This is a genomic window from Thiopseudomonas alkaliphila (assembly GCF_001267175.1).
Taxonomy (GTDB): domain Bacteria; phylum Pseudomonadota; class Gammaproteobacteria; order Pseudomonadales; family Pseudomonadaceae; genus Oblitimonas; species Oblitimonas alkaliphila.
Genome location: NZ_CP012358.1, coordinates 323,297 through 348,704, shown reverse-complemented (window position 1 = coordinate 348,704; position 25,408 = coordinate 323,297). Strand labels below are relative to the sequence as shown.

Genomic DNA, 25,408 nt, shown 5'->3' with positions numbered 1-25,408 from the left:
TACGGCCACAAAAAACGCCACGTTATCAAAGCTCAAAAATCTAACGATGGCCTAGTCTTTTGGCCGGTGCCAGGTGGCTATATTTTTGAAACCAAACAAGGCGTACGCAACTGGTCCGAGGTGGCCACAAGAAATCTGCACTACTTTCCATGCAAGATAGTGAGGCCGCTATGAGCCAGCCAACAACAGAAACCTTTTTAAAGGATGTAGAAAGTCACCGAATGACGGTACTTTCTGACAACGGCGTAAATCGCTCACTGAAATTTGAAAACCCAAACTGCTCGAACCTACACTTTTTTATCACCACATGGCCCGGTCACTTATGCATCAGCGGCGATATGGGCACCTTTGTTTTTTCGCGCATTCACGACATGTTTGAGTTTTTCAAAAACATTGATAATGCTGGCTATTACACAGAAAAACTGGTCGCTGGAGTTGCTTCAGAATACTGCCAAGAAACTGCAAAAAAAGACATTATCGAGATAGTAAAACATGCAGAGCTAACTCCTGACAAAGAGTCAGTCGCCGTCACTTATGTTGACGGGTTCGATTTCGATGATGAGTACAGCTACGTAGAATCAATAAGAAACTGGGATGAACATGAAGCCGGATTCGAGTTAGAGATTTGTGATCTCTCTAGGCCTGTAAAACCCACCTATCATTATATATGGTGCATGCACGCTATCATCTGGGCAATCCAGCAATTCAAAGCCACTAAAATAGCGATCACATAGACGCTTTCGATAAAAAACGTATGAGTAACATCAGCCCAACCAACTAAAAACGCACATTTAAGTTAAGTTTGTACATGAACACTGTGCAAATATGCTTAATAACACTAAAGGCATAGAACTCTTCACATAAAGTCGCAATACAGGTGTTTTAATCTCGCGTGAGACTAAGTAGAGTTAGGCTTGCTTTCATCAATACGGTGGTAAGCAGCTAAGCGCTTACTATCTAGCTGATAAAACACGCTTTGCGTCATGGAGGAGTACATAATGATCAATAAGATTATGGTCGCGCTGCCGGCCCTCGTAGTACTGGTATGTGCTAGTGAAAGTCTTGTAAATGCAAGGAACCGCTTCCCTCAACCCCCATCTAAGAAAACAGAGGCTGTACACCAACCTAGAATAAATAAGCCTCAAAAAGTTGAAATTCGAACGCTGAGCTACAAGTTTGATGACCTCTTGCTTTTAGAGCATGTTCAGCCTATTGAGTTGCCAGACAATGAGTACACTTATACTTTCTAAGCTATAAGTAAGCTCTTCATGATGTGAGGACGACCTCACCGCTCTTTATTTACTAGGGACGACCCTAGCTATAAGGAGCACATATGGCTTGGTTTATTTTAATAATTGCTGGTCTCTGTGAAGTGATCTGGGCGTTCGGTTTAAAGCATACCAATGGCTTTACTGAGCTTTTGCCTTCTATTTTTACCCTCTCCACTATGGGTCTAAGCTTCTGGCTACTGGGTATAGCTATGAAAACCTTACCTATGGGGACTGCGTATGGTATCTGGGTTGGCATAGGCGCCGTAGGCACTGTAATTGTTGGTATTCTGTTCTTAAATGAAAGTAACAGTATTGGCCGCTTAATCAGCATTGCACTGATCATTGCTGGGGTTGTTGGTTTGAAATTTTCGTAGCGAAATTGACTAATAGCGACCAGCTGATTGGCAGTTAATTGAAGAGAGGCGATCCAGTAAGGCGCTAGGGGTGCCCTACTAGATCACCAATTAGCAGTTAGCGCTGCTAACCAGCCGAAGCCTCTCACACCTGCGCAAGTGCGAGGCCAAGGTAACATAAAACAAGCACTGTGAATACATACAGCCATAAGTTAAAATCAATCCGTTGCTATAAATGCAACAGACTACTCGCTCTAGCAGACGGCAATTATCAGCTTCAGATAAAGTGCCCACGCTGCAAAGCATTAAATACGAAGGCCTCGAGCTTCCAACCCAGTGCTGAGTTAAGCACTGCATGAGTAACGAGGCAATCAATGGCAAAACCTATAATCCCCTGGATGGGCGGCAAACGTCGCCTAGTAAAACAGATCCTGCCCAAATTCCCCGAGCACCAAAGCTACATCGAGCCTTTTGCTGGTGGAGCCGCCATGCTGTTTATGAAAGATCCGTCAAAGGCTGAAGTCATCAACGATATAAACGGTGAGCTAACTAGTCTTTACCGCGTGGTTCGCCACCACCTGCAAGAGTTTATTCAGCAATTCCGCTGGAGCCTCGTTAGCCGTGAAATGTTTGAGTGGCTCAAGCTCGAGCACCCAGACACACTCACCGATATTCAACGAGCAGCTCGTTTTTATTACCTGCAGAAACTAGCGTTCGGTGGTAAAAATGTTGGTCAAACATTTGGCGTAGATCCTGCTCGCGGTGCGCGCATTAACTTGTTGCGAATTGAAGAAGAGCTTTCTTTAGCTCATTTGCGACTAAGCAAGGTGTGTATTGAACACTTAGATTGGCATAGCTGCATACAGCGTTATGACCGCCCTTTTAGCTTTTTTTATTGCGATCCACCCTACTGGAAAGTAGCCGGCTACGGTGTTGACTTCGGTTGGGAGCAATACGAGATGCTGGCCGAAACCTTTCGTAATCTGCAGGGAAAAGCCTTGCTCAGCATCAACGACCACCCCGACATTCGTGAGCTGTTTAAAGACTTCCACATGGAGCCTTTAACAACCTCTTACACAGTGGGCGGGCGCCCTATTGATGCAAAAGAGCTGCTGATCTATAGCTGGCAGCCCTAAAAAGCACCTATCTGTAGACCATTCTGCTGACGTCAGCAAAATGGTCTGCAACCCAAGAAACATTAACAGGCTCCCTCGTTTGTGAGGGAATCAAGTTCTAAGCAAGATTAAAAAATGACTATGTTCTCCCTTGTCTGCCGCATAACCTTGATCTGGTTAATCGGCTGGACCGCCATTATTTTACCTTTTTTATGGTACGTAGTTAGCACCTTTTAAATCTGAAACACTCCTAACTAAATACCAATTTTAATATATTCATATTTTCCTGAAGGTAATTTTGCCTGCAAATAGCGGCTTTTACTTATAATTTTACTAAATCCATCCTTAACCATAAACTCCTTATCTTTCTCTTCCATTATAGGACACTCCCCCATAACTATCCTAAACTCATTCTGATAGGAGTAATCTTCACTCTTACAAAAAATATTATGCTCTGTTCTGTCAGGACTATATTTTACGATACTAAAACTTAATCGATCACTACAATTTTTTTCTAGTAACTTATAAAAACTGGAAAAATCTTCTCCATCTATAATTGCGGCATACTGACCAAACTCCTCTTTCATTCGTTCAATATTATTTTTAAAAAGGTTAAATTTATTAATGCAACTAAACTTTGCAGGAATTAAAAACCACGACTGAATCCATCCATTCACTACAGCTGCATCATACATAGTAAGGTTTTTAAAAATCAGCTTAAATGGCGGAGATACTTTTCCAGAAATATTATCAACTAATCCAAAATTGATAACTGGTTTTTTATCATTTGAGATTTTCTCTCTAATAGAAAAAATAGATGACTCATTAGGATCACCAACACCAGGCAAGGTATTTTTTCTATAGTACTCAGGTGATCTCATATGCATTTTCCCTTTAATTAACAAGTCTCTATATTTTTTCTCCTTGAAAAATTTTACTAATAGAAAGCCTTCATTAAGAGTTTTATCCATTACACACCTCTACCATAAGAAAAAATAAATGCACTCAACCTTTAATACTCTCCTACCTTATTTACTATCCAAACTCAAATATTATGGAGCACTTAATGAGCCGTGGCGTTAACAAAGCAATTTTAGTCGGTAATCTGGGCAGCGATCCAAATATTCGGTATACACCCAATGGAAATGCCGTAACCAATCTTACACTGGCCACCGGCGAAATTTGGAAAGATAAGCTAACAGGTCAGCATCAAGAGCGGACTGAGTGGCACCGCGTAGTCATGTTTGGCCGCCTAGCTGAAGTGGCGAGCCAGTACCTACGTAAAGGCTCCAAAGTTTACATCGAAGGTAAGCTGCAAACCCGAGAATGGGAAAAAGACGGCATCAAGCGCTACACCACCGAGGTGGTCGTGGACATTAGCGGCCAAATGCAAATGCTAGATAGCCGCTCCGGCGATTCTGGACAAAGCAAAGCCGCTGCACAACAAGCTGCCTACCAACCTGCTGCACCCAACCAAGCGCCAGCACAGCAACCTAGCCAGCAAGCCCAAGGGCCAGCGCCTGATTACAATAGCTTTGATGATGATATTCCGTTCTAGCCCTGATAAATATTAATTTGAAGAGTTAGCAACGTCCTGCAGCTCTCAGCAAATCATTACACCCTGCGCCACTATGTGGGCGAACACCATCTTTCTTGTTGATAGGACCTGAGCACAGCGCGTCAGACTTCACGCCCATGGACGTGTAGTAACAGTTGTAAGTGCCACCATCATAGTGCGCCTTGAATTTAACTTTCATGCCCGAGCGCTTCACATCGCTGACCGTCACTTCGCTCTCATCCGCATTCAGTGCGAATGCCGCTTTTTCTTCGTTTGTTTCTGCAAAAGCGGGTTGCGCAATGGCTGCAATCAGCCCGGCAGAAATAGCGATCAGGATTTTTTTCATAGGTGTTTTCCATTCAGGTAAAAAGTTAAGCCCCTGTATATCACAAGGTAATCAAGTTTTCACGAGGTAGGTATGAATGCACACAAACTGGCTCCGACAGATGAAATGCGTGAAGCGTTTCACGAAAGCTACGAGCCGCAGGCGATGGAAACCGTTCGGCGGCAGGCTGAGATCTTGCAAGTTTTTGAGCAAGGCGGTGAACCATGAGCGATCAAGTTAGGATCAAGGTGCTGGTTGAAACTGGCTACACTGGCGGCGACCACGAAGACGAAATCCTCATAGATCTATCAGAGTGGGAAGCCATGAGCGAACAGGATCAGAATAAATTTCTGAATGAGTCGGCACTTGATCTACGGGATAACTACGTTAGTTGCTCAGCCTGGGTTGTTAAGGATGGTGAATCATGACCGGAGTGTTTCTTTTACTGTTAGTAATGCAATTCCTTCTAATTGCGTTGACTAACCACCGCATTGATAAACTGGTCAAGCGTATCGAAAAAGATTATTTGAGCCAGGAATAATGATGACTTTATGCAAACTGCCGTTCTGAGGTGATTAATGAGTAAAGATAGAATTTTGAGGCGCATAAAAAAATGCTTAGCGCTTTCAAAGTCTTCAAACGAGCATGAGGCGGCTGCAGCTTTGCGTCAGGCAAAAGCAATGATGGAGAAGCACGGGATCACATTGCATGATGCGGAACTGCCGTCAATTGAAGTTCTAGACACATCTGCCGGCAAGCACTCCAGAGCCCGATACACCATCCCTGAAAAACATCTGATCAACGTTATCTGCAGTTTTTTTGGCTGTAGTGTGGTTTTTAGTAATAGTCATCCTGTAATTGCCGGCGAGGCGCCAGCACCTGAAATATGCAGCTACGCTATTCATGTGCTAGTAAGACAAATACAGGTTAACCGAAAAGACTCACTTAAAGAGTTTGAAAACCAGCACTTCAAACTTAAGCCATCAGAAGCCAAGACTTTTAATCGGTCATACGGTATAGCGTGGGTGGCCGCTGTTTCAGAAAAAGTGCGCGAATTTGCTAGCCAAATAACCGAGCAGATCAGAGACGCTCAAGACCAAGCTATTCGAACTCATTTCAATATGGGTGCTGGCGGTGAGTTTCGTGAAGTTAATAAGCCCAAGATAAAAGACAGTCCTCTAGAAGCCTACGCTTTGGGGAAAGGATGGAATGATGGCAAGCAAGCCAACATTCAAAGCGGTATGAGTGGCCAGCAATCCCCCGTTAAAAGACTCAACAGTTAAGGAGGTTGTCGTGGCCAAAACACCTGCAGAACGCAAACGAGAGCAGCGCGAACGCGACAAACTAAAAGAAGAAGAGCGCAAAGCGCGACTGCTAGCAAAAGTAATCAAGATTCAGCTGTACCACACCACCAACGCAAAGCTTGAGCTACTCATGCAAGAAACAGGCATCGACGAACCGCAGGACATTATCACCCGCCTAATCCACGCCGCTGAGCACCTTACGCCCGATCAAAAACAACAGTTTTTTAGCTAATCCAGCGCTAAGTTAACTGGCCGCCAAAGTTCATAAAAGCGGCAAACGTCCTCTGAGTAAACACTATGAGCAAAACAAAAATGCGTGCTGCGTTCGAGCAGCGCGAGCGCCAGCTATTCCCTAAAAAGCCAGAAAACATACATCGCAAACAAGGCAGATACATTTGCGATGAAGTGGAAGTCGCCTGGCAAGACTGGCAGGCAGCCTGGTATGCAGGCATAAGCTACCAAAAAAACCTAAAACAAAGCCCGGAAGTTAAGGCCCGTGTAGAGCAAATAGCGAACGATATTAATCAACGCTTTAAAGCTCAACAGCAAGTGCTCAAAGAAATTGATCTGCAGAACAAGAAAACACTGCGAGCAGCACAAAAGCTTGGCTACACCCCGATCATGGCATGCACCCCACTAGATTTTGTTCTAGCTATTGCCGAGTGCCGCCAGTCATGAAAACCATCTGTAGAAAAACCCGCAAACCAGTTAGCGGCTGCCCTACTCGCGGTGCAGCCTGTACGCGCTGCGGTGCGTTATTAGGAGAATCACGCCATGGCACGCAAGCCAAAAACGAAAAAAATCCGCGCACAGCATAAGCCAGTAAAAGGCTTTGCTATGCGCGCCGAAGTTAACCGAGCAAACTTAATGCTGCGCGGTGTATGCCGCGTAGGCATCCAGTACTCGGATGGCAGCAGCAAGATGCTGTTTGTTGAGTACCGAAAAATGAAGCCAATCATAAGCCCAAAGATGGCCCAGCAAGTTTACCGTGACTTTAGCGATCACCCGTGGCTGTTTAGTGCGGCCACAACGGCAATACTCGATCAAGATCACGCAGAAGAACAAAGGCTTGAAACGCTGCACTTGAAAGCTGAAGAAGAGTACAAGCTGCATACATTGCTTGAGCAGCTAGATAGTGAAAGCGGTAATTTTATTCGCTCGATTGACTGCAAAAATCTACAAGCGATTGGGTCGGTGTTAACTCAAAACAAAAGCCTCGATGATGAGATTCAGCTTTTCACCGATCAGCAGCTTGATCAGCTTTACACGCTTTGCCACGATCACGGCTGGTCGATGCTGCAGTGGCAGCTATCAAATTCAATACAAAAAACCTTGCCCATCATTGCGCACCCCAAAGCAAAGCCGGATCTGCTCTATGAAACGCTATTTATAGCCTTTCGCGCACTGCTTGAAGAAGAGTCAAAAGCTAAATGCTTTGCTAAGCGCCAGCAGATATACGAGCTAATGCAGCAAGGTCAAACAATTGACCAGGTGTGCCTGCAAATCAAATTATCGCGCAGCTACACCCGCCGCCTCTTAAAAGAATACAGCGACTTGCTGGATGAAGCACAGCGCAGAACAGCAGCTGTGCTAACTAAAGCCACTGACTTGTGGATGTACGAGAAAGCAAAGGCAATAGTTCAAAAACTCAAAAAAGCTGCATAGGAGACCTTTAATGGTTAAGTACAAGACTATTAGGCAGTTTTCAAAAGAAAGCGGCTACACAGAAGCAGCGATACGTAAAAAGATCGCTGACAACATTTGGCCTGAAGACTTGGTGTGGTTTAAGGCACCTGACGGTAGGAATCTGATTAGCGTGGAGGGTTACGCAGAATGGGTAGAAAGCTCAGCGGAGTACAAGCAGTTTCAGCAACGTCGATCCAGATCGACTTTCGGTATAAAGGGCGCCGGTTCCGTGAACGCCTCCCACTTGAGCCCACCCCCGCTAATTTAAAAAAAGCAGCAAAGTTTAAGGCTTCAATCGAGCTAGCTATCTTTAACGGCACCTTTGATTACGCCGTGACCTTCCCCCACTCAAAACATGCCAAATCTTTTGGCTTTAGTTCTGGCCAAGTTTCACTAGAAAATTACCTAGAACACTGGCTCGAGCAAAAAGAGCCAGTGTTAAAAGCCAGTACTTTGGAAGGCTATCGTAAAATCATCAACGGCGTGCTGATTCCCAACTTGGGCCATATCCCTTTGATAATGCTCAGTCGCAAAGATATACGAAGCATGCTCAGTAAGTTTGATGCTTCAAATAAGCGCCTACTGAACATTCAAAGCTGCTTACGCTCAGCGCTTAATCATGCCGTTGATGACGAAATGATAGAGATTAACCCGCTGACCGGCTGGTCATACACTGTTAAAGAACGCCCTAAAACTGAAGATCAGATCGATCCTTTCACCCAGCAAGAGCAAGCTGCAATCTTGGCGGCTGCTATTGGCCAATATAAAAACTTTCTACAGTTTGCTTTATGGACTGGTTTACGCACCAGCGAATTGATTGCACTGCAATGGAATGACATTGATTGGCTGAGAAATGAGGTGCGCATATCCAAAGCTAAAACATCAGCTGCAAAGGAAGCAGAGTTGCCTAAAACAGCTAGCGGTATGCGTGACGTTAAGCTGCTACCACCAGCACTAGATGCGTTAGAAAACCAAAAAGAATACACCTACCCGATAGGTGAAGAAGTTTTTCACGACCCGAGATATGAGCAGCCATATACCGGTGACCAGGTGCTACGCAAAAGCTTTTGGATTCCGACTCTTAAAAAAGCCGGAGTACGCTATAGGAACCCATACCAAACAAGGCACACTTATGCTTCAATGATGCTTACAGCAGGTGAGCACCCTATGTGGGTAGCAAAGCAGATGGGCCACCGCGACTGGACCATGATTGCTAGAATTTATGGGCGTTGGATACCTAGCGAAAATGACACATCTGGCGATAAGGCGGTTGCTTTGTTTTCAGATGCTGTAAAGGATTAAAAAACAGTATGGGCAGCTTTTGGGCATGGTTACTCAAAAAACCGTTATAAATCAAGGTTTAACCGGTGGTTCAAATCCCCCCGGCTCCACCAAACAAACCTAGTAAAATCAAGCACTTACGTTTTTACAATACCCAAAAATGATACCTGTTTAGAGTAGTTTTAACTCCATTTGGGCAGCATTGTTTTACTAGAAAGAAGCCCCTTAACTGGGGCTTTTTTATAGCTGATAATTAATAGAAAAGCTATCAATCAAATAAAACGCCTCATTATAGAAATAATTGAAAACACACATTCAAACTCTTTTAGCAAGCACGCTAAACTCTTCAGAACCACACCCACCTACCACTATAAAATAATGATAATCTTTCTAAATAAAATCATAAGTAACGTAGTATAAATTATTATTTTATAAAGTTATTTGCTTCCTGCTAATTATCCACTAAATCATAGGTAGCTTTCCATGCGCTTCAAATGACTATGCCTCCACTGTTCAGTGTAGCACTTACCTACACTTTTCATTACCTCATCGAGGGCACGACAATGGCAAGTGATAAAAAAACAATAAAAAATATCTTAGATAATGGATCTCAATATCAGCCAGACTTATTTCAACTTTATTTAAAAGATCTTAGTCATATTCCTCTTCTTAGCAAAGAACAAGAAGCAGACTACGCAACACGCGCTAAAAATGGCGATAAAGAGGGGCGGAAAATTATGATTGAAAGTAATTTACGCCTAGTAATCAATATTGCTAAGCGCTATAAACACCCCAGCCTACCTTTAGCAGAACTAACTGCTGAAGGTAATCTGGGATTAATTCACGCACTTGATAAATTTGACCCTAAAAAAGGCTTTCGCTTTTCAACCTACGCTAGCTGGTGGATCAAACATTACATCAAGTCTTATTTGATATATCAAAACAAGACTGTTCGACTTCCCATTGATGTAGCCAAGGAACTCAAAAAAGCTCTCGTTTACTTACATAAACATCATACAGGTGAATCGCTAAAAGCCAGCACCATTGACTTATTAGGCTTGCACTTAAACAGACCAGCTGCTTACATCGTTCACTTACTCAGCCTGCACCAAGAAGTACTATCACTAAATCAAGAATACAACGAAAGTGGCACTCTGAATCTGATCAATACTCTTGCTGTAGATAAGCACTATAAACCCTGCGCAATTGTTGATACAGAGCACTTTAATAAGTTCATGCAACACATATTAGCACAACTACCTGAGCGCGAACGCTTTATTATTGAGCAACGCTTTCATTCCGATGAGCGCCCTACACTTGAAAAGCTAGGCCAACAAATTGGTTTAACCAGAGAGCGCACTCGCCAACTAGAAAAGCTAGCCTTAAATAAACTCAAAGAATTACTTTTGCAGCAGAATCTAGACTTTGATGATTTTAAACCAACATTTGATACCGAAGAACTTACCTAACTCTAAATAACGGTTGACTCACCACCCGACTCAACCGTTTTTCTACCCCACCAGACTCACGAACAATCTCCACCTAATGAATGATACAGATCAAGCTGTACCTGTTGTTTAGCATCACGCTTTGTCGCCTCCTTAGTTTAACTATTGAGATCTATTAATCACTATCGACAAAGAAGGATCTGGGTATGCAACACTTATCAACTACACTCATTGGGATTACCACAGCACTATTAACGGCAAACGCTCAATCACTCACACCAATCAACTTGTGGCACACAGATACTGTCTGGGCCGGTCAAGGTATGTGTGCTGCACACTTTACTTTAGACGGTGGTGGCGGGCTAACCATCCCGATTGAACAAGTACAGCTTAAGCTGCAGGCAATTAATCCGCACCAGCAGATAGTGGAAACCTTTACTCTCACAACTGAGGCTTTTAATGAGTCGAATGCTGACCGCTATGAGCATGCACTCTGGGAAAGCGAGCTCGCCTGTGATGATTCCTTACACTTAGTTGTGACCGAAGCCTATGCCCGCGTCAACCAACAAAATTATGACTTACTGGCACAGCAAGCACTGCAGGTTAATGAGATGACACGCTTAGCGCTGTCACTGGCACCCACTCAAGCGCCAACCAACGCCTGTAACTATCCTAAGTTTAAGCAGCCGGCAGTGATCCAAGATCAAGACGGTTATAGCAATATTCGCGCTCAACCTAATGCCCAAAGTCAGGTAATTGAGAAACTCTTTGAACAAGAGCACTTCTATACCTTTCAACAAAAAGGCAACTGGTGGCAGATCTGCACTCCTACAGGCCAGGTAGGCTATCTTTACCACAATCGAATTCGACTCAAATAAATTTTTTAGCTAAAACTCAATAGCCCCAGTTGATTAGGCTGGGGCTATTAGAGTGCGCGACGATTAGGCAGTCGTCTTTTAATTAGAATAGCAGTTTTAAATCCAGCCTCCTTGCGACTCTTTGTCGCAAAGCAAGCGCTACTCAAGTCAATGCCAGCAATCAAAAACTGCTATTAACTGATAATTAAGCGCCACGTAAATGCACCTGATTTGGATTTATTTATTAGCCCCTTATACTTAGCATTTTTCCAATTCTTATATAAATGCTTTATTATCCGTTGCAACATAATCGATACAGTTAAATTAATGCTTGGGAGCAGGCCGATGACGCATTCATCGTTTAGTGGATTAACCGGTCCACTATTACGTTCAGGAAGAAGTGGTGACTACAGTCCTCTCGGTGAAGTTGGCCAGCCTGTATTTAAAATGGCGCAACAGCTACGTGAGTCGATTAAACGTAAGCTAAGTAACATCTCCACCTTAGATAATCCGCAACACCCTGCCCCATCCCTGACATACGCTGACTTTTTAGCTATTCCCCAAGCCGATCAATTAGCCGATACCATTGATTGGTACAGCTCTTTCCCCGGCCCGGTGATTGCTTGGAATGCGGCTAGTGATGAAGAACAAGATCAGGCTAGACAGCATCTACGTGCCTTTGAAGCCAAACTTAATCACTTTATCCAAGAAACCGAGCAACGCCTTAGCCAACAGCCACCAAGTCTTTCGGGCTCGATTGATTTACAGGTTTTCGCCAAACTACTCAGCAAGGTGCTTTACACGCCTAGCCCCGACTATGTTTATCTGGTCAATGGTTACCCGGTGCTTACCTTTTGGGGTTTTACTTTACCTAATGCACTACTACCCACTGACCCTTTACTTCCACTGTTTCCCAGTCAGCCCAAAACAGTTCAGCCAGCTGCGAAGCCTGTCAGCCCTCCTACTAGCACACTTGCTCGAGAAATAATGCCCCCCAAGACACAACCTGTCATTGCGCCAGTTCCTACTATACAAAAACCGTGGTGGCGACGCTGGTGGTGGTTATTACCTTTGCTACTGTTATTGCTGGCGTTATGGCTACTATTTGGACTGCGCTATTGCAGCCCGAATCTGGCAGCTCAGCTGGGTATGCCGGACCTTACCCGTAACTGGAGCACGCCTGCGCTCACTGCCTCCAGCATTGATTTACCCCGTCTTAATGCACCGCAACTCAATGCTGCAAGCCCATCTTCTACAGCCCCTAACGCTGTAGAAAATAATCCGTTAAGCGAGCAACTACCCGTGCCAGCGCTTGTACCTGAGCCTGAGCTACCAGCACCTAGCACTCCAGACGCGGAAATAGCTGAGCCAAGCGCGGGAGAAGAAGCCATTGCAGCGACGCAAGAGCCACCACTCAACGCCGCAGAACCTCCTACCGAGCCGGTAACAGAGAGCGCACCCGATTTTACCCCTCCCACACTCGATGAAACTAATCCAGCAATGGCAGAACCACCCCGCTTAGGCGAGCCATTACACATTCCAACATCGGCTAAAAATGGGCCCGCTGACTTTTTAAACGGTAAATGGAAAGCAGGTGCTGGTATTCAAGATAAAACCACAGGCAAACCTTTACGCTTGGAGTACGCCTTTACCAACGGGCAAGGTCAGGTCACGGTGCAACGTGCTGACGGCGCTCGCTGCACCGGCAATGTCAACGCCGAAATGAGCAATGGACAGCTTGCGATTAATAGCCAAGGCCAAGCGCGTTGCCCTGACGGAAATAGCTTTGATATGCCAAGCATTACCTGCGCATCAGGCGCCACTTCAGTAGCGGACTGTACCGGCAGCTATGGTACAGCACGTTTTCCCATCTCTATGCGCAACGCTCAATAACTACGGACTGATAAACAATGCTTCCTGAATTAACTTTATTTGAAAACAATAAAACAACACTTATTAGTAACACTGGCATTCAGTTTTTAGACTTTGGCTTTGCACTAGACCCTAAAAAAGAGCCAAGCGGTGAATTTGCTAAAGTCACTCACCACACGCTCGCACGACTTTCTTACCATCCAGATGCGGAGATTAACTTCTACGATAAAGGCCTTGAAAACAGCATTGAAAACTTTGTTAAGCGCACACCTGAATTTGAAGTGCCGCTAGCAGCTAGTTTAGAGCTATTTAATGGACACTGGCTGCCCTTACCCTTTCTGCGTTTTATTGCACCCTACCGCTTCGATCAAGGCCCAGCCAACTGGGCACGTATTCGCTTTATCAAGCTTAGTCAGCCTGACTTAGAAGGTAATAATTATCGCGTAACCTTAGCTTTTGATACCCAGCTAATGCTGTCCAATAAGCACAGTGCTTATTTGGCGCCCAGTCCTGAGGATGTCTCGGCGGGTGTCGCTTTTAAGCTGGCGGTAGGCGCTGATCAAACGAACTGGTTTTTAGCTCAAGAATGGGTCAATAGCTGGCTAGAAAATATCTTTAAAGAAAACTCTTTGAATAAAGATATTGACGACCTTAAGGAAGCGCTCGAGTGTTTCGAACCTCAAGCTCATTACCTCAACTTGCTCAGTTTAATCACACAAAATAGTATTAAACCTAATGCGTTACAGACGCATAAAGTACAGGTCCCCGATATCATCATTATTGGTAACCGCCAACAAGATCTGACAAAAGCTATTCCTGTGGACTTAGTGCTAGATATTGGTAACTCGCGCACTTGCGGCATCTTGATTGAACAGCGCGAGCAAGTAGATTCTGGACTAAAACACAACTACATTTTGCAGTTACGTGATTTGTCTCATCCCGAGCGCGTCTACAACCATCCCTTTGAAAGCCGAATTGAATTTTCCCAAGCTAATTTTGGTAAGGAAAACTTTGCGATTAAAAGTGGCCGCAATAATGCATTTCTTTGGCCGACCATTGCCCGCGTCGGCAGTGAGGCTAATCGCTTAGCCAGTCAACGCAGCGGTACCCAAGGTTACACCGGTATTTCTAGCCCTAAGCGCTATCTCTGGGATGCCAACCACTATGAAAGCGGCTGGCGCTTCAATAGCAGTAATCGAGTAGACGGTCTTGAACCCCATGCCACCGCAGCCCCCTTATTACACTACATTGATGATCTTGGTGAAGCGCTATATGTACCGCTGAAAGACAGCTATGAAGATGATGAACGTCTGCCCGTTTTTACGCCACACTATTCGCGCCGCTCATTAATGACCTTTATGCTGTCAGAGGTTCTGACCCAAGCGCTGGGTCAAATTAATAGCGCCAGCCAACGGACCAGCCAAGGGTTAACAGAAACACCACGCCGCTTAAATAGCATCACCCTGACCGTTCCACCGGGTATGGCACAGGCCGAGCGCGCTATTTTAGAAGAGCGACTCAATCAAGCCATTGCCTTGGTGTGGAAAGCTCTCGGTTGGCATCAAGGTGATGCCTCGCCCTTTGATGACACTCACCCTGAGTACATAGCTCCCAGCGTGCAACTCCCTAAAACCAGCGTAGAATGGGACGAAGCCTCTTGCTGCCAGCTGGTTTACCTTTACACAGAAATTAATGTGCACTTTGGCGGCCATCCAGAAGAATTTTTTAAGGCGATTACCCGTCCAGATAAAAAGCAAGCAGCGCAAGAAGAAAAAGTCACTATTGCCACCATTGATATCGGTGGCGGTACCTCTGATCTGGTGATTACCGATTACCGACTTGATCGCGCGGGCGGCAATAGTACCGGCAGTAATGTGCACATTGTGCCCAAACAACGTTTTCGCGATAGCTTCAAAGTGGCTGGCGATGACATTGTGTTAGATGTAATTCAAGAAGTTGTGTTGCCAAGTTTTAAGCATGCACTAAAAAACCTAGGATTAACTGATCAGCAAACTCGCTCAGTCGCTTCAGCGCTCTATGGTGAAGAGTCACAAACTGCGCAAGATGAGGTGTACCGCCAGCAGCTCACAGTACAAGTGTTTTATCCGATTGCCCTCAGCATCTTAAAGAAGTACGAGCAATACGATCCTGAGCAGCAAGTAGAGCGCGGTAGCTATACCTATCAAGAATTAATGAATGGCGCTACAGCCAGCGCTTCAATTCAAGAGTACGTTGTGAGCAAACTAAGAAACACGCTGCAGCGCACAGACATACATTTTGATTTGCATGCAATTAATATTGATATTGATTTAGCCAAGCTCAATGAGCAGTTTATTTCAGGTGCTATTTCAATTATGCCGGCACTAGCTGCCCTATGTGAGGTAGCACGCCAGTACCCTTGCGATATTTTGTTATTAACTGGTCGTCCCTCGATGCTGCCAGGTATCCAGTCTTTTATTCGGCGACATATGCCCGTGCATCCTGGGCGCATTTTAGCCATGCAAAATTATCATACGGGGGGGTGGTACCCCTTCCATCAGAACGGCATGATTAATGACCCCAAAACCACCGCATCAGTTGGCGCGATGCTGTGCTTACTGGCGGCGAATCATAATATCCAAAACTTCTATTTCCGCTCCATCGACTTAAAGCCCTACTCCACGATTCGTTATTTTGGCGTCATTGATAACGCCAATTACATCAGTGAAGGTGATGTGTTATTTCACAACATCCAAACAGTCGACAGCAAAATGCAACTCCCCATCGTCAACCAAGGCGAAGACATCGATGTTCCACCACTCGAGTTCCGGGGGCCTGTGAGACTGGGCTACCGTCAACTACCAATTGCCCGCTGGAGCGCTTCACCGTTATACACCCTTAATTTCACCGCCAGTGGCATCAGAAAATATAACAAGCAACAAGAGAATGCCGATGGGATTCCTGTATTACAGGTTTATTTTAAGGTGATCGATTCTAAAGCCAGTAAAAAATCAGGTATTCCTAGTGATGAGCTGGAAATTCAAAAAGTGTTAGCTAACTTTGGCGACTTTTCACCACGGGACTTGCGCTTGGAACTTAACACCATGCTCAGTACAGACACTAACTATTGGCTAGACAGCGGAAGTGTAAATAAATGAATAGCAACAATGTAAGCCCTAAACAACAGCACTTAATTTCGGCCTGGGAAAGTATTTACCAAGGCGCTGGCAAAGCGCTAGAGTGGATCGCTGAGGTACGTGATAGCGCACCGAAAATCAATAATGAAGCAGATGCGTTTAATTTAAAGCTGTACCGTGCACGCAATCTCGCCAATAGTTTAAAGCGCGTATCGGCCACTCCAATGACAGTGGGTTTCTTTGGTTTATCCCAGGCAGGAAAATCCTATTTAATTTCAGCCTTAGCGGCGGATAACCAAGGCCAATTAGAAACTGATATTGGCAATCAACAACGCTTAAACTTTATCGACCACTTCAACCCTATTGGCAGCGGTAAAGAAGCCACGGGCTTAGTCACACGCTTTACCTACCAACAGCAACCCCTATTAGATAGCCAGTACCCATTACAACTTCGGTTATTTAATGAAATTGAGATTGCCATTATTTTAGCCAACGCTTGGTTTGAAGATTTTGATCAAGAAGCGGTAGAGTTTGAAATTAGTGAGACGCTAATTCAGCAAACACTAGCCCCCTACATTGAGCGTACACTGAGTCAAACCGTGCCTGGTATTACTGCTGAAGATACAGTCGCGCTGGCTGATTACCTGCGGCTTAATTACCGTAGCTCCACTAGCAAATTAGATATGCACTACTGGCCCAGCCTCATTCGCCTGGCACCCTATCTAAGTATTGCTGAGCGAGCCCAGGTGTTTTCGATTTTATGGGGCCAACAAAAGCTACTCACAGACACCTATATCCAGTTAGCTAGCGCCCTGCATCAACTGGACTTAGCTAAAGTTATCTATGCGCCTATTAGTGCTATTGTGCAGCCTCGTGGCGACGCTTGGGTACAAACCAATAGCATCATGAACGTAGATACGCTGAGCCTATTAATGACCGCGCGCGATCTGCCATTACAGGTACGCCCCCTGACTGCAACAGGCGAATTAGGCACACCCACTACGATTTTAACCGCGCAGCTAACGGCCTTAACCACCGAGGTGGTCTTTCCTTTAGCTAATCCGCCGAAGGATAAAATTGTTGAGCAGGTTGATCTTTTAGATTTTCCAGGGTATCGCACCCGCCAAAAGCTGCTTAAGATTGAGGATGCATTAGAGTCTGAAGGCGATGATTCTAGCCCTGTGTCCAAGCTACTCTTACGTGGAAAAGTAGCTTACCTGTTTGAGCGCTACACCACACTGCAAGAAATGAATGCCTTAGTGATGTGCACCAGCTCATTCAAACAAAGTGAAGTCGTCACCGTTGGCCCAGTGATTAGTCAATGGATCAACAATACCCAAGGAGCAACCCCAGAGCAGCGTGCCAATCGTTGCGGCCTCATTTGGGCGCTCACCATGATGGACGGCTTTATTGCCCAAGCCTTGAACCTTAAACCTGAGCAGTACCCTGAGCATTGTGAAAACATGCTCAAGCTGACCATGATGGAGCGCTTTGGCAACCTCAACTGGATGAAGGAATGGGCGCCCAATCAGCCCTTTAACAACACCTTTTTAGTCCGCAAACCACGCTTACAAACCCCCTTTATTGAGCTAGATGCGGAAAACCATGAAATCGCTTTACTTGGCCAAACCCAAGATAAGTTAAGCCAACTGGGGCAGACCTTTAGCGCTACACCTGCCGTTCTACAACACGTGGCAACTCCACAAGCTGCATGGGATGCAATGCTAACCCTGAATGATGGGGGAATTAGCCGTTTTAGCCATAGCTTTAATGAAATCGCCAACCTTGATTTCAAGCTTGATCGCATCAAACAGCAATTAGAGCAATGCCAAACCAGCTTACTGCAAGACCTTGAGCGCTGGTACCAAGCCGGTGGCGAAGAGGCTTTAAGTGAAAAACGTAAAATTGCCAGCATGCTGTATTCTCACCTGCGCAATAACAGTGCCTCAAAAAAACAAGGCCATCCGGCAATTATTGGTGAGCTTCTCCATTACTTGAAAGTTCCTGATGAGCAGCTGCGTAATCTGTATCTCAGTGGCGTATATGAGCAAAATGACTCAGTAGAAGAAACATCTGAAGAAACTGAAATCATTGATTTGTTTAATTCTAACGATGATGATTATGTCGACTTGTTTAGCACTGATCCAACCCCTGCCGCCCCGGCTCAGCCCGTTATTAGCACTAACTTAAATAGTCACGAGTCACGCTTTGCCAAGGCCGCTTTCAGTTTGTGGGTCTCGCACCTACGCTCCCTCTCTGAACGCACCGAACTAGCCAAACTATTAACGCTAGATCCACGCGTCATCAGTGCCCTCGCGGATGAAATCATTAGCGCCAGCTACCGCTACAAGCTTGAAGAAAAAATTGCTCAAGCATTATTAGCCCATGCTAAGACGGGCTTACGTCGTGAGCAAACCGTTAATAAGCAGCTGCTAAACACGCAAATGATTTTTCAAGATTATACTGCCTGGCTAGGCAACTTAGATCTCAGCAGTGAACAGCGCGCTAAACGCATGCTTAATCTTCCCGGTAATGTCTTTGATTTTTATGACACACAAGGCCCGGCGGACTTACCCAACTTACCTGAGCAAGTTATTGAACAAGAAAAACCAGGCTATGAATACATCAATGACTGGCTGTTCAGTATCGCTGACATCACCATTAATAACGCAGGCCATACTGAAGGGCGCGAAATTACACCAGAGCAAAATAGCGCACTTGGCTTTGTGATTAACTGCATTAAGGTTTCCTAACTATGGCAATTTCTATCGAACTTAAGCCTTTAGCCCAAGGCAATATCCCAGGCCAGGCCCAGCTGATCATCAAACGCTGGAAAGATAAAAGTCCTGATAACTTAAGTATTAGCATTCAACGCAATACCGATGAAGGCTATTTACATGGTAACTCCGGTAGCTGGAGCACGAATGAATATTGGTTTGAGTTGCCAGAGTTAAGCACGGTCGCCGAAGGGCTATACAGTGCCAACATTGGTCAGGATTTAGTAGATCCGTTACTGGAAAACGTAAATGCCAGCTTTATGGTGAAAGCGAAGAACTCAATGGGCGAAATGGATCGCGGGCGTCTGGTTGTTGCCCCTGATTTATTGCCCTCTAGCGCACTTGGTAGCCAACAAAATATCGATAGCTCGAGCACGCTCAGCACGCCTGAAGTGGCTGCTACGCCAGAACCTGAACCCGTAGCTGAAGCAGAAACGGTAGAACGCATGGCGGAAACTGAGCCTGAGCTGCCCCATGTGGCTGCGGAGGTGGACGTCTCTGCAACTGCTGCAGCTGAACCTCGCTCATCAGCTGCGGCTAATCCTGCAGCTAAATCTAAGCGCCCTGCTATTGCCTTAATTGTGCTATTGATCGTGCTGATTTTAGCGGCCCTTGCTGGCGCAGCGTGGTGGCTTACTCAAAAATCCGGCCTCTTGCCAGCAGCAGCTGCCCCACAAGCTGAACAAACAGCAGAGGCCCCAGCCAGCCCAGCAAAGGCTTCACCCTGCGCGCTTGATAATATGCAAAGCAGCAATGAGTTGGCTTTTATCCAAGCATGCTTAAAAGACACCACTGATAGCCAAGCGATCTTAAGCGTGATTCAACAAGCTAAAGCCAATAATCATTGTGGGATTGCCCAGCGCTTGTACGCCAACCGCGCGCAATCGGGTGATGTGGCTATCGCCTTAGCCTACGCGAAGGAGTATGACCCAACGTACTATCAAGCTAATGAGTGCTTTCAGGCTGCAGATGCTGAAACAGCAGCCTACTGGTACAGCACTGTGCTCAGTCATGATGAAAGCAATAGCGAAGCGCAACAACGTTTAGAGGAACTAGAACCATGAACTTCTCCCCCCTTACGCTAGCCCTGGGCTTAATCCTGAGTTCCCTCATAGCAGCGCCTGTCGTCGCCGCTGATAAACCGTTGTTGCAAGAAGGTAAAAAAACCCTTTATCAACGAGTGCTGACCAATCCTAGCTGTACTTTAGCAAGTAACGCTGGCGAAACCTCAGGCACTGCGCAACCGGCGTTTAGCCGTTTTTATGTTTATCAGCGCGAACAAGCCGCAGGTAGCGAGTGGCTCAAAGTTGGACCCGATAGTTTTGGTAAAACCGTGGGTTGGTTACCGGCAAGCTGCACCGTGGATTGGAAAATGCAGTTAACGCTGGCGTTTACTAACCCTGCCAACCGTGATCGCCTGCTATTTTTTAAAGACCGTGAAACCCTCGAGCACATCTTAGACTCTGGCCAGCCCGATGCCGAAGTAGCCCCTTTACGCCAAGCCCTCGCAAGTAAGAACAGCGCTGAGGGAATCTTGGCCCAGGAACCTGAGTTCTTTATTGACCTAAAAGACAACTTCTACTTACTGCCCATCTTAAGCGGTGAAGAAGTAATGACCGAAGAAGGCTTTCGCACGCGGATATTAAATGTCGCCTCAGTTAGTAAAGATGAGCAAGAAAGCTCAGCGACTCACACCACCAGCCAACTGAAAGAGTTCAGCGCGGCGGTGGTGTTTGTTATCGACTCGACCATTTCTATGCAGCCCTACATTGAGCGTACACGCCAAGCGGTACAGGATATTTATCAACGGGTTGAGCAAGAAAACTTAGGTGAGCAAGTTAAGTTTGGCTTAGTCTCCTTTCGCAGTAGCTTAAAAGATCGGCCGAAGCTGGAATACCTCAGCCGCATGTACGCTGACCCTAATGAGGTTCAAGATGGTAAAGATTTTTTAAACAAAATCAAAGACTTAAAACAAGCCACCGTTTCTACCGCTTACTGGTATGAAGACCCGTTAGCTGGGGTGATGCATGCGCTGGATCAAATTGACTGGAATCAGTTTGGGGCACGCTACATTGTTTTGATTACTGACGCCAGCGGCATGGAGGGTGATGACCCTCTCAGCTCCACCGGACTCAACCCCGATCAAGTCCGAATTGAAGCCAGCAAACCTGGAGTAGCAATCTACACCCTGCACCTAAAAACTCCGGCCGGGGTAAAAGATCACGCCCGCGCAGAAGCGCAATATCAAGCACTCTCGACCTACACGCCCACCAATACCTCGCTTTACTATCCGGTCAATGCTGGCGATGTTAACGAGTTTGGGAAAAAAGTCGATGCCTTGGCCAGCGCTATTACCAACCAAGTTAAAGCCGCTTACACCGGTGAAGATTCTGTAGGTAGCGCAAGCCACGCACAGTCTTCAGCTGAAGAAGATAAGCTATTAGCCGATGCCAAACTGATTGGCCATGCCATGCAGCTGGCCTACTTGGGGCAAAAAACCGGCACCTCAGCGCCTCCTGTGTTTGAAGCCTGGATTAGTGACCGTGATCTGGTGCAGCAAAATATTCCCACCACCGATGTGCGAGTACTGCTAACTAAATCGCAACTGAGCGATTTAAGTGACACCATGAAAGAAATTTTAACTATTGCTAATGAAGGGATTATTTCGCCCAATGAAATGTTCGAGCAGTTACGCTCGGTGGCAGCCACGATGGGTGCTGACCCTAACCAGCTCAACCAAAAAGACAATGTAAAGCTCGCTGAACTAGGCTTAATGGCAGAGTACTTAGAAGACTTGCCTTACCAAAGTGAAGTACTGAACCTTGATGAAGATACTTGGAAAAGCATGGACGGTTTAGCCCAGGAGAAATTTGTCCGGACACTGGGCACTAAACTCAACCACTACCGCCGCTATAACCAAGATGCCGATCGCTGGGTTAAGTTATCGCCTGAGGCTGACTCGCGTGAAGACGTCTACCCAGTGCCGCTGGAGATGATGCCTTAATGCTGTCAATTAAAGGACTAGAAGTGGTACGCGGTGAAGGGATTCAGCAACACCGCGTCCAACTGCCCCAGTTTGAGTTAAAAGCGGGGCAAATCATCGCCATCACCGGTGAAAGCGGCTGTGGTAAAAGTACCCTGCTCGAATCCATCGGCCTACTGCTAGAGCCACAGCAATTAAGCGAGTTTAGCCTCGGTCAGCCGCGGCTAAATATTGCCGAATTGTATCAACGCCAAGACCATAGCGCTTTGGCCGAAATCCGGGCGCGCCAGCTAGGCTTTGTCCTGCAAAACGGTGGTTTACTGCCATTTTTATCTGTGCGGGATAACATTTATCTACCCCGGCGCTTATTATCTCAAGCCCCCCATAGCCAAGCGGTGGAGCGCGCCATTGAAGTCTTAAGCCTTGGCCATTTACTGAGCAAACTGCCAAGTGCCTTATCAATTGGTGAACGGCAACGGGTCGCCTGTGTCCGTGCGCTCGCGCACCACCCGCAATTACTGCTGGCCGATGAGCCGACTGCAGCACTTGACCCACACAATGCCCGCCGACTGTTTAATTTATTATTAGAGCTGGTTGAACAGCTGCAATTAAGCGCACTGATTGTCTCCCACGACTGGAGCTTAGTGCGCGAGTTTAAATTGCCAATATTACACGCCATCAGCCAACCAGGAGTCAGTCGCTTTGAACTCGCTGATTAAACGCATGGCGCTCCTCTTGGGGTTAGCCAGTCAAGACCTTTGGCACGATCGTAAAGTCTCCTTTTGTATTGCTGCCTCTTTAGTCGCGGTCATCGCCCCACTGTTGCTATTATTTGGCTTAAAACATGGGGTCATTAATCAACTCCAAAACGAGCTGTTGAGCGATCCGCGTAATCTAGAAGTTAAAATGCTATCGAGTGGTGAGTACTCACTCGATTGGATTGAGCAACTCAAAGCCCGCTCGGATATTGGCTTTGCCATTGGGCAAACGCGCTCTTTAAATACCCAAGCTGATTTACGCATGGATAGCCGCCACTTTGTTGAGCATGCTGAGATTATCCCGACCGCAGCCCAGGATCCCTTATTGGCCACACCACTGAGCGCACTCTCAAACACACAAGCTATTTTGAGCCATACTGCTGCGCAAAAACTTGCCGCCCAAGTAGGTGACCACATTCAGCTACGGGCTCTACGCAAATTAAATAATAAAAATGAGCGCGCCGAACTGCTTCTAGAAGTGGTTGAGATCTTACCGGCCAGTCGTTTCAGCCGCCCCGCTGCTTTTGTCAGCTTGCCGCTACTGATTAAGCTGGAACAGTTTCGTGATGGTTTTCACCTACCTGAGTTTGGCCTCGACACTGGAGCGCCGTTAAGCCAACGCCCAGTTAGCTTTTCTAAAGTGCGCATGTATGCCAGCCACATTGATAGCGTCGCGCCCTTAAGTGACTGGCTGCTTGAGCAACATATTGAAAGCAATAGTCGCCTCGCAGAAATTGAATCAGTGAAAGCCATTAATCAGGTATTGAGTTTAATTTTTGCAGTGATTGCCTTAACCGCTTTAATCGGCTGTATTGCCTCATTAATTGGCGCATTTTTAGCCAACATTGACCGTAAACGCAAAGACTTAGCGGTACTGCGCTTACTTGGCTTTAACCATACTGCCGTTGCGCTGTATGTGATGCTGCAAGCATTACTGATTACTCTATTGGCCTACTTAGCAGGCTTAGCCATGTATGCCATAGGGAGCCAGTTATTTAATCAATTATTAACCAGCCATCAAACCACCAACCAGTTTGCTGCCAAGATCACCCTAGCCCACGGGCTAATCGCTCTAGCATTAACCATTATCATCGCGCTATTTGTCTCCATGATCGGAGCCTTACGCGCAGTACGGATTCAACCGGCGGAGAGTTTACGTGAACTATAAACCTGCATTTAACTTAACCCTACTCACCGCTGTCCTTTACAGCGCGCTGGCTCAAGCTGATGGCCAATGGGCGGAAAAACACTTTAACCCCGCGCCAGCCGCTGACGATGTTATTTTACCGATGCCATGCGGCGGTTCCATGGTGTTTCGCAAAGTTTATACGCCAAATATTAACCCGCTGGCCGACTTACCCATCCAACTAGGCCAACAGCGTGATGAGCTTGGCTTCTTAGAAAACGCCCGTGACGATTATATCGCCGGTACTTTTACTGAAGCTAAAGGTAATGCGCGCTATTATTTGATGTCCAAGTACGAAGTGACCGAACTGCAATATAAAGCACTGACTGACAGTGAGTGTGTTAGCAGCTCTAATAAGCTTCGTTTACCTGCAGTAAATAAAAGCTGGATGCAGGCAATGAACGCTGCTAATCAGTACAATATTTGGCTACGTAAAGAAGCCAAAGATCAGTTACCCCAAGAAGACCAGGTCTTTGGTTTCGTGCGCTTACCCACTGAAGCCGAATGGGAGTTTGCTGCCCGCGGCGGCATTGAAGTCACTAGCGCTGAATATCAAGAGACCCGCTACCCCATGCCAGACGGGCTGAATAACTACGAATGGTACGCAGGTGCACAGTCTGCCAATGGCAACTTACAGTTAGCTGGACTCCTGAAACCAAACCCCCTAGGGCTGCACGATATGCTCGGCAACGCCTCGGAAATGATGTTTGAGTCGTTTCGCTTAAACAAACTCAATCGTGAACATGGCCAGGCCGGCGGCTATACCATCCGTGGTGGTAATTTCTTAAGTACAACGGATGATATTCGCAGCTCCCTCCGCGTAGAAGAAAGCTTCTATAACGAAGAAGGTGAACGCACCACTAAAACAACAGGCTTTCGCTTCGTCTTATCTGCCCCTTCAATGACTTCCCGTGAGCGGGTGCAAGAAATTGAGCGTAGCTGGAACAATCTTGGCTCCGGCAATGAACAAGATGGCAGCCAACAAGCCACCCAAGCACTGACGCAGTTATCAGCCAGTGTCGAAGACGAAAAGCTTAAAAAACAGCTCAAAGAGCTAGAAAACCAGTTACGCGTCAGCAATCAGTTACAAGAAGAAAGCCGTAGCCAAGCGATTCGTGCCAGTCTTAATCTTGGGGCTTTTTTATGCACCAAACTGCTTGATGATGGCCAGCACTTTGATTTCATCAGCGAAAACTATAAAACCAACTGCGAAATTGAAACGCCTGATAGTACCTGTGAGATGCGTAAAGAGCGCTTACAGGATCAGCAAGGTCGCTTACAAGGCGTCAGTAATTATTACGCCAGCAGTTTGATTGACTCGGCTAAACTGTATGGCCAACAAGCCATCAGCAACGAATACCCAGTGATGCTGGAACTGATTCAGCGCAATCCGAAACTAGTTGAGCTAAAACCATTTCTAGAAACTCACTGGAAAAACCAACAAGACTACTTTAAGTCAAAAAATATCACTCAAGAGTTATGGCTGAACAGCTGTAAATCAATCAAATCTTTATAACT

The 25,408-nt window shown here is 46.1% G+C and carries 25 protein-coding genes; 23 read left to right on the top strand and 2 right to left on the bottom strand.

Annotated features, from left to right (window positions below; genetic code table 11):
• Positions 1-170: 170 nt before the first annotated feature.
• The 5 genes from AKN87_RS01690 (at position 171) to AKN87_RS01675 (ending at position 2,760) form a co-directional block, all read left to right on the top strand.
• Positions 171-734 carry a hypothetical protein gene (locus AKN87_RS01690; RefSeq protein ID WP_053101750.1) on the top strand — a complete coding sequence of 188 codons (564 nt, stop codon included), beginning with the start codon at positions 171-173 and terminating at the stop codon, positions 732-734.
• Positions 735-998: 264 nt separating this feature from the next.
• Entirely contained in the window at positions 999-1,250 is a 252-nt protein-coding gene (locus AKN87_RS01685; RefSeq protein WP_053101749.1) for a hypothetical protein, read from the top strand.
• 83 nt (positions 1,251-1,333) lie between these two features.
• A complete protein-coding gene (gene sugE, locus AKN87_RS01680) occupies positions 1,334-1,645 on the top strand; it encodes a quaternary ammonium compound efflux SMR transporter SugE (protein WP_053101748.1) in 312 nt (103 codons plus the stop codon).
• 170 nt (positions 1,646-1,815) lie between these two features.
• Entirely contained in the window at positions 1,816-1,983 is a 168-nt protein-coding gene (locus AKN87_RS12030) for a Com family DNA-binding transcriptional regulator (protein WP_080995472.1), read from the top strand.
• A 15-nt stretch (positions 1,984-1,998) separates the two neighbouring features.
• Positions 1,999-2,760: a DNA adenine methylase gene (locus AKN87_RS01675; protein WP_053101747.1), complete on the top strand. Its 762-nt coding sequence runs from the start codon at positions 1,999-2,001 to the stop codon at positions 2,758-2,760.
• A 233-nt stretch (positions 2,761-2,993) separates the two neighbouring features.
• On the opposite strand, the gene AKN87_RS01670 is transcribed toward AKN87_RS01675, so the two are convergent.
• Complete coding sequence (locus AKN87_RS01670) at positions 2,994-3,710, bottom strand: hypothetical protein (protein ID WP_053101746.1); 717 nt, start codon at positions 3,708-3,710, stop codon at positions 2,994-2,996.
• A gap of 95 nt (positions 3,711-3,805) precedes the next feature.
• Here AKN87_RS01670 and ssb point away from each other — a divergent pair, with 95 nt between their 5' ends.
• Positions 3,806-4,297 carry a single-stranded DNA-binding protein gene (ssb, locus tag AKN87_RS01665; protein ID WP_053101745.1) on the top strand — a complete coding sequence of 164 codons (492 nt, stop codon included), beginning with the start codon at positions 3,806-3,808 and terminating at the stop codon, positions 4,295-4,297.
• 25 nt (positions 4,298-4,322) lie between these two features.
• Here ssb and AKN87_RS01660 read toward each other — a convergent pair whose 3' ends face one another.
• Positions 4,323-4,643: a hypothetical protein gene (locus AKN87_RS01660; RefSeq protein ID WP_053101744.1), complete on the bottom strand. Its 321-nt coding sequence runs from the start codon at positions 4,641-4,643 to the stop codon at positions 4,323-4,325.
• A 72-nt stretch (positions 4,644-4,715) separates the two neighbouring features.
• Between AKN87_RS01660 and AKN87_RS12475 the strand changes: the two genes are divergently transcribed.
• From AKN87_RS12475 to AKN87_RS01580, 17 genes are all read left to right on the top strand, one after another.
• On the top strand, positions 4,716-4,850 hold the full coding sequence (locus tag AKN87_RS12475) for a hypothetical protein (protein ID WP_269414157.1): 135 nt from the start codon (positions 4,716-4,718) through the stop codon (positions 4,848-4,850).
• A complete protein-coding gene (locus AKN87_RS01655; protein WP_053101743.1) occupies positions 4,847-5,050 on the top strand; it encodes a DUF7167 family protein in 204 nt (67 codons plus the stop codon). Before AKN87_RS12475 ends, AKN87_RS01655 begins: the two co-directional genes overlap by 4 nt.
• A gap of 150 nt (positions 5,051-5,200) precedes the next feature.
• Entirely contained in the window at positions 5,201-5,905 is a 705-nt protein-coding gene (locus tag AKN87_RS01650; protein WP_053101742.1) for a DUF2786 domain-containing protein, read from the top strand.
• A gap of 10 nt (positions 5,906-5,915) precedes the next feature.
• The gene (locus tag AKN87_RS01645) at positions 5,916-6,158 is read left to right on the top strand and encodes a hypothetical protein (protein ID WP_053101741.1); all 243 of its coding nucleotides are present in this window, start codon (positions 5,916-5,918) and stop codon (positions 6,156-6,158) included.
• Between the two features lie 65 nt (positions 6,159-6,223).
• Positions 6,224-6,604 (top strand): hypothetical protein, encoded by a 381-nt coding sequence (locus tag AKN87_RS01640; protein WP_148561483.1) that lies wholly within the window; start codon positions 6,224-6,226, stop codon positions 6,602-6,604.
• A gap of 96 nt (positions 6,605-6,700) precedes the next feature.
• Positions 6,701-7,591: a hypothetical protein gene (locus AKN87_RS01635; RefSeq protein ID WP_053101739.1), complete on the top strand. Its 891-nt coding sequence runs from the start codon at positions 6,701-6,703 to the stop codon at positions 7,589-7,591.
• 168 nt (positions 7,592-7,759) lie between these two features.
• On the top strand, positions 7,760-8,914 hold the full coding sequence (locus AKN87_RS01630) for a tyrosine-type recombinase/integrase (RefSeq protein WP_053102277.1): 1,155 nt from the start codon (positions 7,760-7,762) through the stop codon (positions 8,912-8,914).
• A 542-nt stretch (positions 8,915-9,456) separates the two neighbouring features.
• Positions 9,457-10,362, top strand: a complete 906-nt coding sequence (locus AKN87_RS01625; RefSeq protein WP_053102276.1) for a sigma-70 family RNA polymerase sigma factor — start codon at positions 9,457-9,459, stop codon at positions 10,360-10,362.
• A 185-nt stretch (positions 10,363-10,547) separates the two neighbouring features.
• Positions 10,548-11,219 carry an IrmA family protein gene (locus AKN87_RS01620; protein WP_053102275.1) on the top strand — a complete coding sequence of 224 codons (672 nt, stop codon included), beginning with the start codon at positions 10,548-10,550 and terminating at the stop codon, positions 11,217-11,219.
• Between the two features lie 324 nt (positions 11,220-11,543).
• Complete coding sequence (locus AKN87_RS01615; protein ID WP_053102274.1) at positions 11,544-13,091, top strand: SrfA family protein; 1,548 nt, start codon at positions 11,544-11,546, stop codon at positions 13,089-13,091.
• Between the two features lie 17 nt (positions 13,092-13,108).
• Entirely contained in the window at positions 13,109-16,207 is a 3,099-nt protein-coding gene (locus AKN87_RS01610) for a virulence factor SrfB (protein ID WP_053102273.1), read from the top strand.
• A complete protein-coding gene (locus AKN87_RS01605; RefSeq protein ID WP_053102272.1) occupies positions 16,204-18,939 on the top strand; it encodes a putative virulence factor in 2,736 nt (911 codons plus the stop codon). The genes AKN87_RS01610 and AKN87_RS01605 overlap by 4 nt, the downstream gene beginning before the upstream one ends.
• 2 nt (positions 18,940-18,941) lie before the next feature.
• A complete protein-coding gene (locus AKN87_RS01600) occupies positions 18,942-20,027 on the top strand; it encodes a hypothetical protein (protein ID WP_053102271.1) in 1,086 nt (361 codons plus the stop codon).
• Positions 20,024-21,967 carry a vWA domain-containing protein gene (locus AKN87_RS01595; RefSeq protein ID WP_053102270.1) on the top strand — a complete coding sequence of 648 codons (1,944 nt, stop codon included), beginning with the start codon at positions 20,024-20,026 and terminating at the stop codon, positions 21,965-21,967. Before AKN87_RS01600 ends, AKN87_RS01595 begins: the two co-directional genes overlap by 4 nt.
• Complete coding sequence (locus AKN87_RS01590; protein WP_053102269.1) at positions 21,967-22,665, top strand: ABC transporter ATP-binding protein; 699 nt, start codon at positions 21,967-21,969, stop codon at positions 22,663-22,665. The genes AKN87_RS01595 and AKN87_RS01590 overlap by 1 nt, the downstream gene beginning before the upstream one ends.
• A complete protein-coding gene (locus AKN87_RS01585) occupies positions 22,649-23,872 on the top strand; it encodes an ABC transporter permease (protein WP_373331730.1) in 1,224 nt (407 codons plus the stop codon). The genes AKN87_RS01590 and AKN87_RS01585 overlap by 17 nt, the downstream gene beginning before the upstream one ends.
• Positions 23,862-25,406 carry a formylglycine-generating enzyme family protein gene (locus tag AKN87_RS01580; RefSeq protein WP_053102268.1) on the top strand — a complete coding sequence of 515 codons (1,545 nt, stop codon included), beginning with the start codon at positions 23,862-23,864 and terminating at the stop codon, positions 25,404-25,406. Before AKN87_RS01585 ends, AKN87_RS01580 begins: the two co-directional genes overlap by 11 nt.
• Positions 25,407-25,408: the final 2 nt, after the last annotated feature.

Coding starts and splice junctions, on each gene's coding strand:
- AKN87_RS01690 (WP_053101750.1), top strand. CDS start 171: ATGAGCCAGCCAACAACAGAAACCTTTTTAAAGGATGTAGAAAGTCAC.
- AKN87_RS01685 (WP_053101749.1), top strand. CDS start 999: ATGATCAATAAGATTATGGTCGCGCTGCCGGCCCTCGTAGTACTGGTA.
- sugE (WP_053101748.1), top strand. CDS start 1,334: ATGGCTTGGTTTATTTTAATAATTGCTGGTCTCTGTGAAGTGATCTGG.
- AKN87_RS01675 (WP_053101747.1), top strand. CDS start 1,999: ATGGCAAAACCTATAATCCCCTGGATGGGCGGCAAACGTCGCCTAGTA.
- AKN87_RS01670 (WP_053101746.1), bottom strand. CDS start 3,710: ATGGATAAAACTCTTAATGAAGGCTTTCTATTAGTAAAATTTTTCAAG.
- ssb (WP_053101745.1), top strand. CDS start 3,806: ATGAGCCGTGGCGTTAACAAAGCAATTTTAGTCGGTAATCTGGGCAGC.
- AKN87_RS01660 (WP_053101744.1), bottom strand. CDS start 4,643: ATGAAAAAAATCCTGATCGCTATTTCTGCCGGGCTGATTGCAGCCATT.
- AKN87_RS12475 (WP_269414157.1), top strand. CDS start 4,716: ATGAATGCACACAAACTGGCTCCGACAGATGAAATGCGTGAAGCGTTT.
- AKN87_RS01655 (WP_053101743.1), top strand. CDS start 4,847: ATGAGCGATCAAGTTAGGATCAAGGTGCTGGTTGAAACTGGCTACACT.
- AKN87_RS01650 (WP_053101742.1), top strand. CDS start 5,201: ATGAGTAAAGATAGAATTTTGAGGCGCATAAAAAAATGCTTAGCGCTT.
- AKN87_RS01640 (WP_148561483.1), top strand. CDS start 6,224: ATGAGCAAAACAAAAATGCGTGCTGCGTTCGAGCAGCGCGAGCGCCAG.
- AKN87_RS01635 (WP_053101739.1), top strand. CDS start 6,701: ATGGCACGCAAGCCAAAAACGAAAAAAATCCGCGCACAGCATAAGCCA.
- AKN87_RS01630 (WP_053102277.1), top strand. CDS start 7,760: ATGGGTAGAAAGCTCAGCGGAGTACAAGCAGTTTCAGCAACGTCGATC.
- AKN87_RS01625 (WP_053102276.1), top strand. CDS start 9,457: ATGGCAAGTGATAAAAAAACAATAAAAAATATCTTAGATAATGGATCT.
- AKN87_RS01620 (WP_053102275.1), top strand. CDS start 10,548: ATGCAACACTTATCAACTACACTCATTGGGATTACCACAGCACTATTA.
- AKN87_RS01615 (WP_053102274.1), top strand. CDS start 11,544: ATGACGCATTCATCGTTTAGTGGATTAACCGGTCCACTATTACGTTCA.
- AKN87_RS01610 (WP_053102273.1), top strand. CDS start 13,109: ATGCTTCCTGAATTAACTTTATTTGAAAACAATAAAACAACACTTATT.
- AKN87_RS01605 (WP_053102272.1), top strand. CDS start 16,204: ATGAATAGCAACAATGTAAGCCCTAAACAACAGCACTTAATTTCGGCC.
- AKN87_RS01600 (WP_053102271.1), top strand. CDS start 18,942: ATGGCAATTTCTATCGAACTTAAGCCTTTAGCCCAAGGCAATATCCCA.
- AKN87_RS01595 (WP_053102270.1), top strand. CDS start 20,024: ATGAACTTCTCCCCCCTTACGCTAGCCCTGGGCTTAATCCTGAGTTCC.
- AKN87_RS01590 (WP_053102269.1), top strand. CDS start 21,967: ATGCTGTCAATTAAAGGACTAGAAGTGGTACGCGGTGAAGGGATTCAG.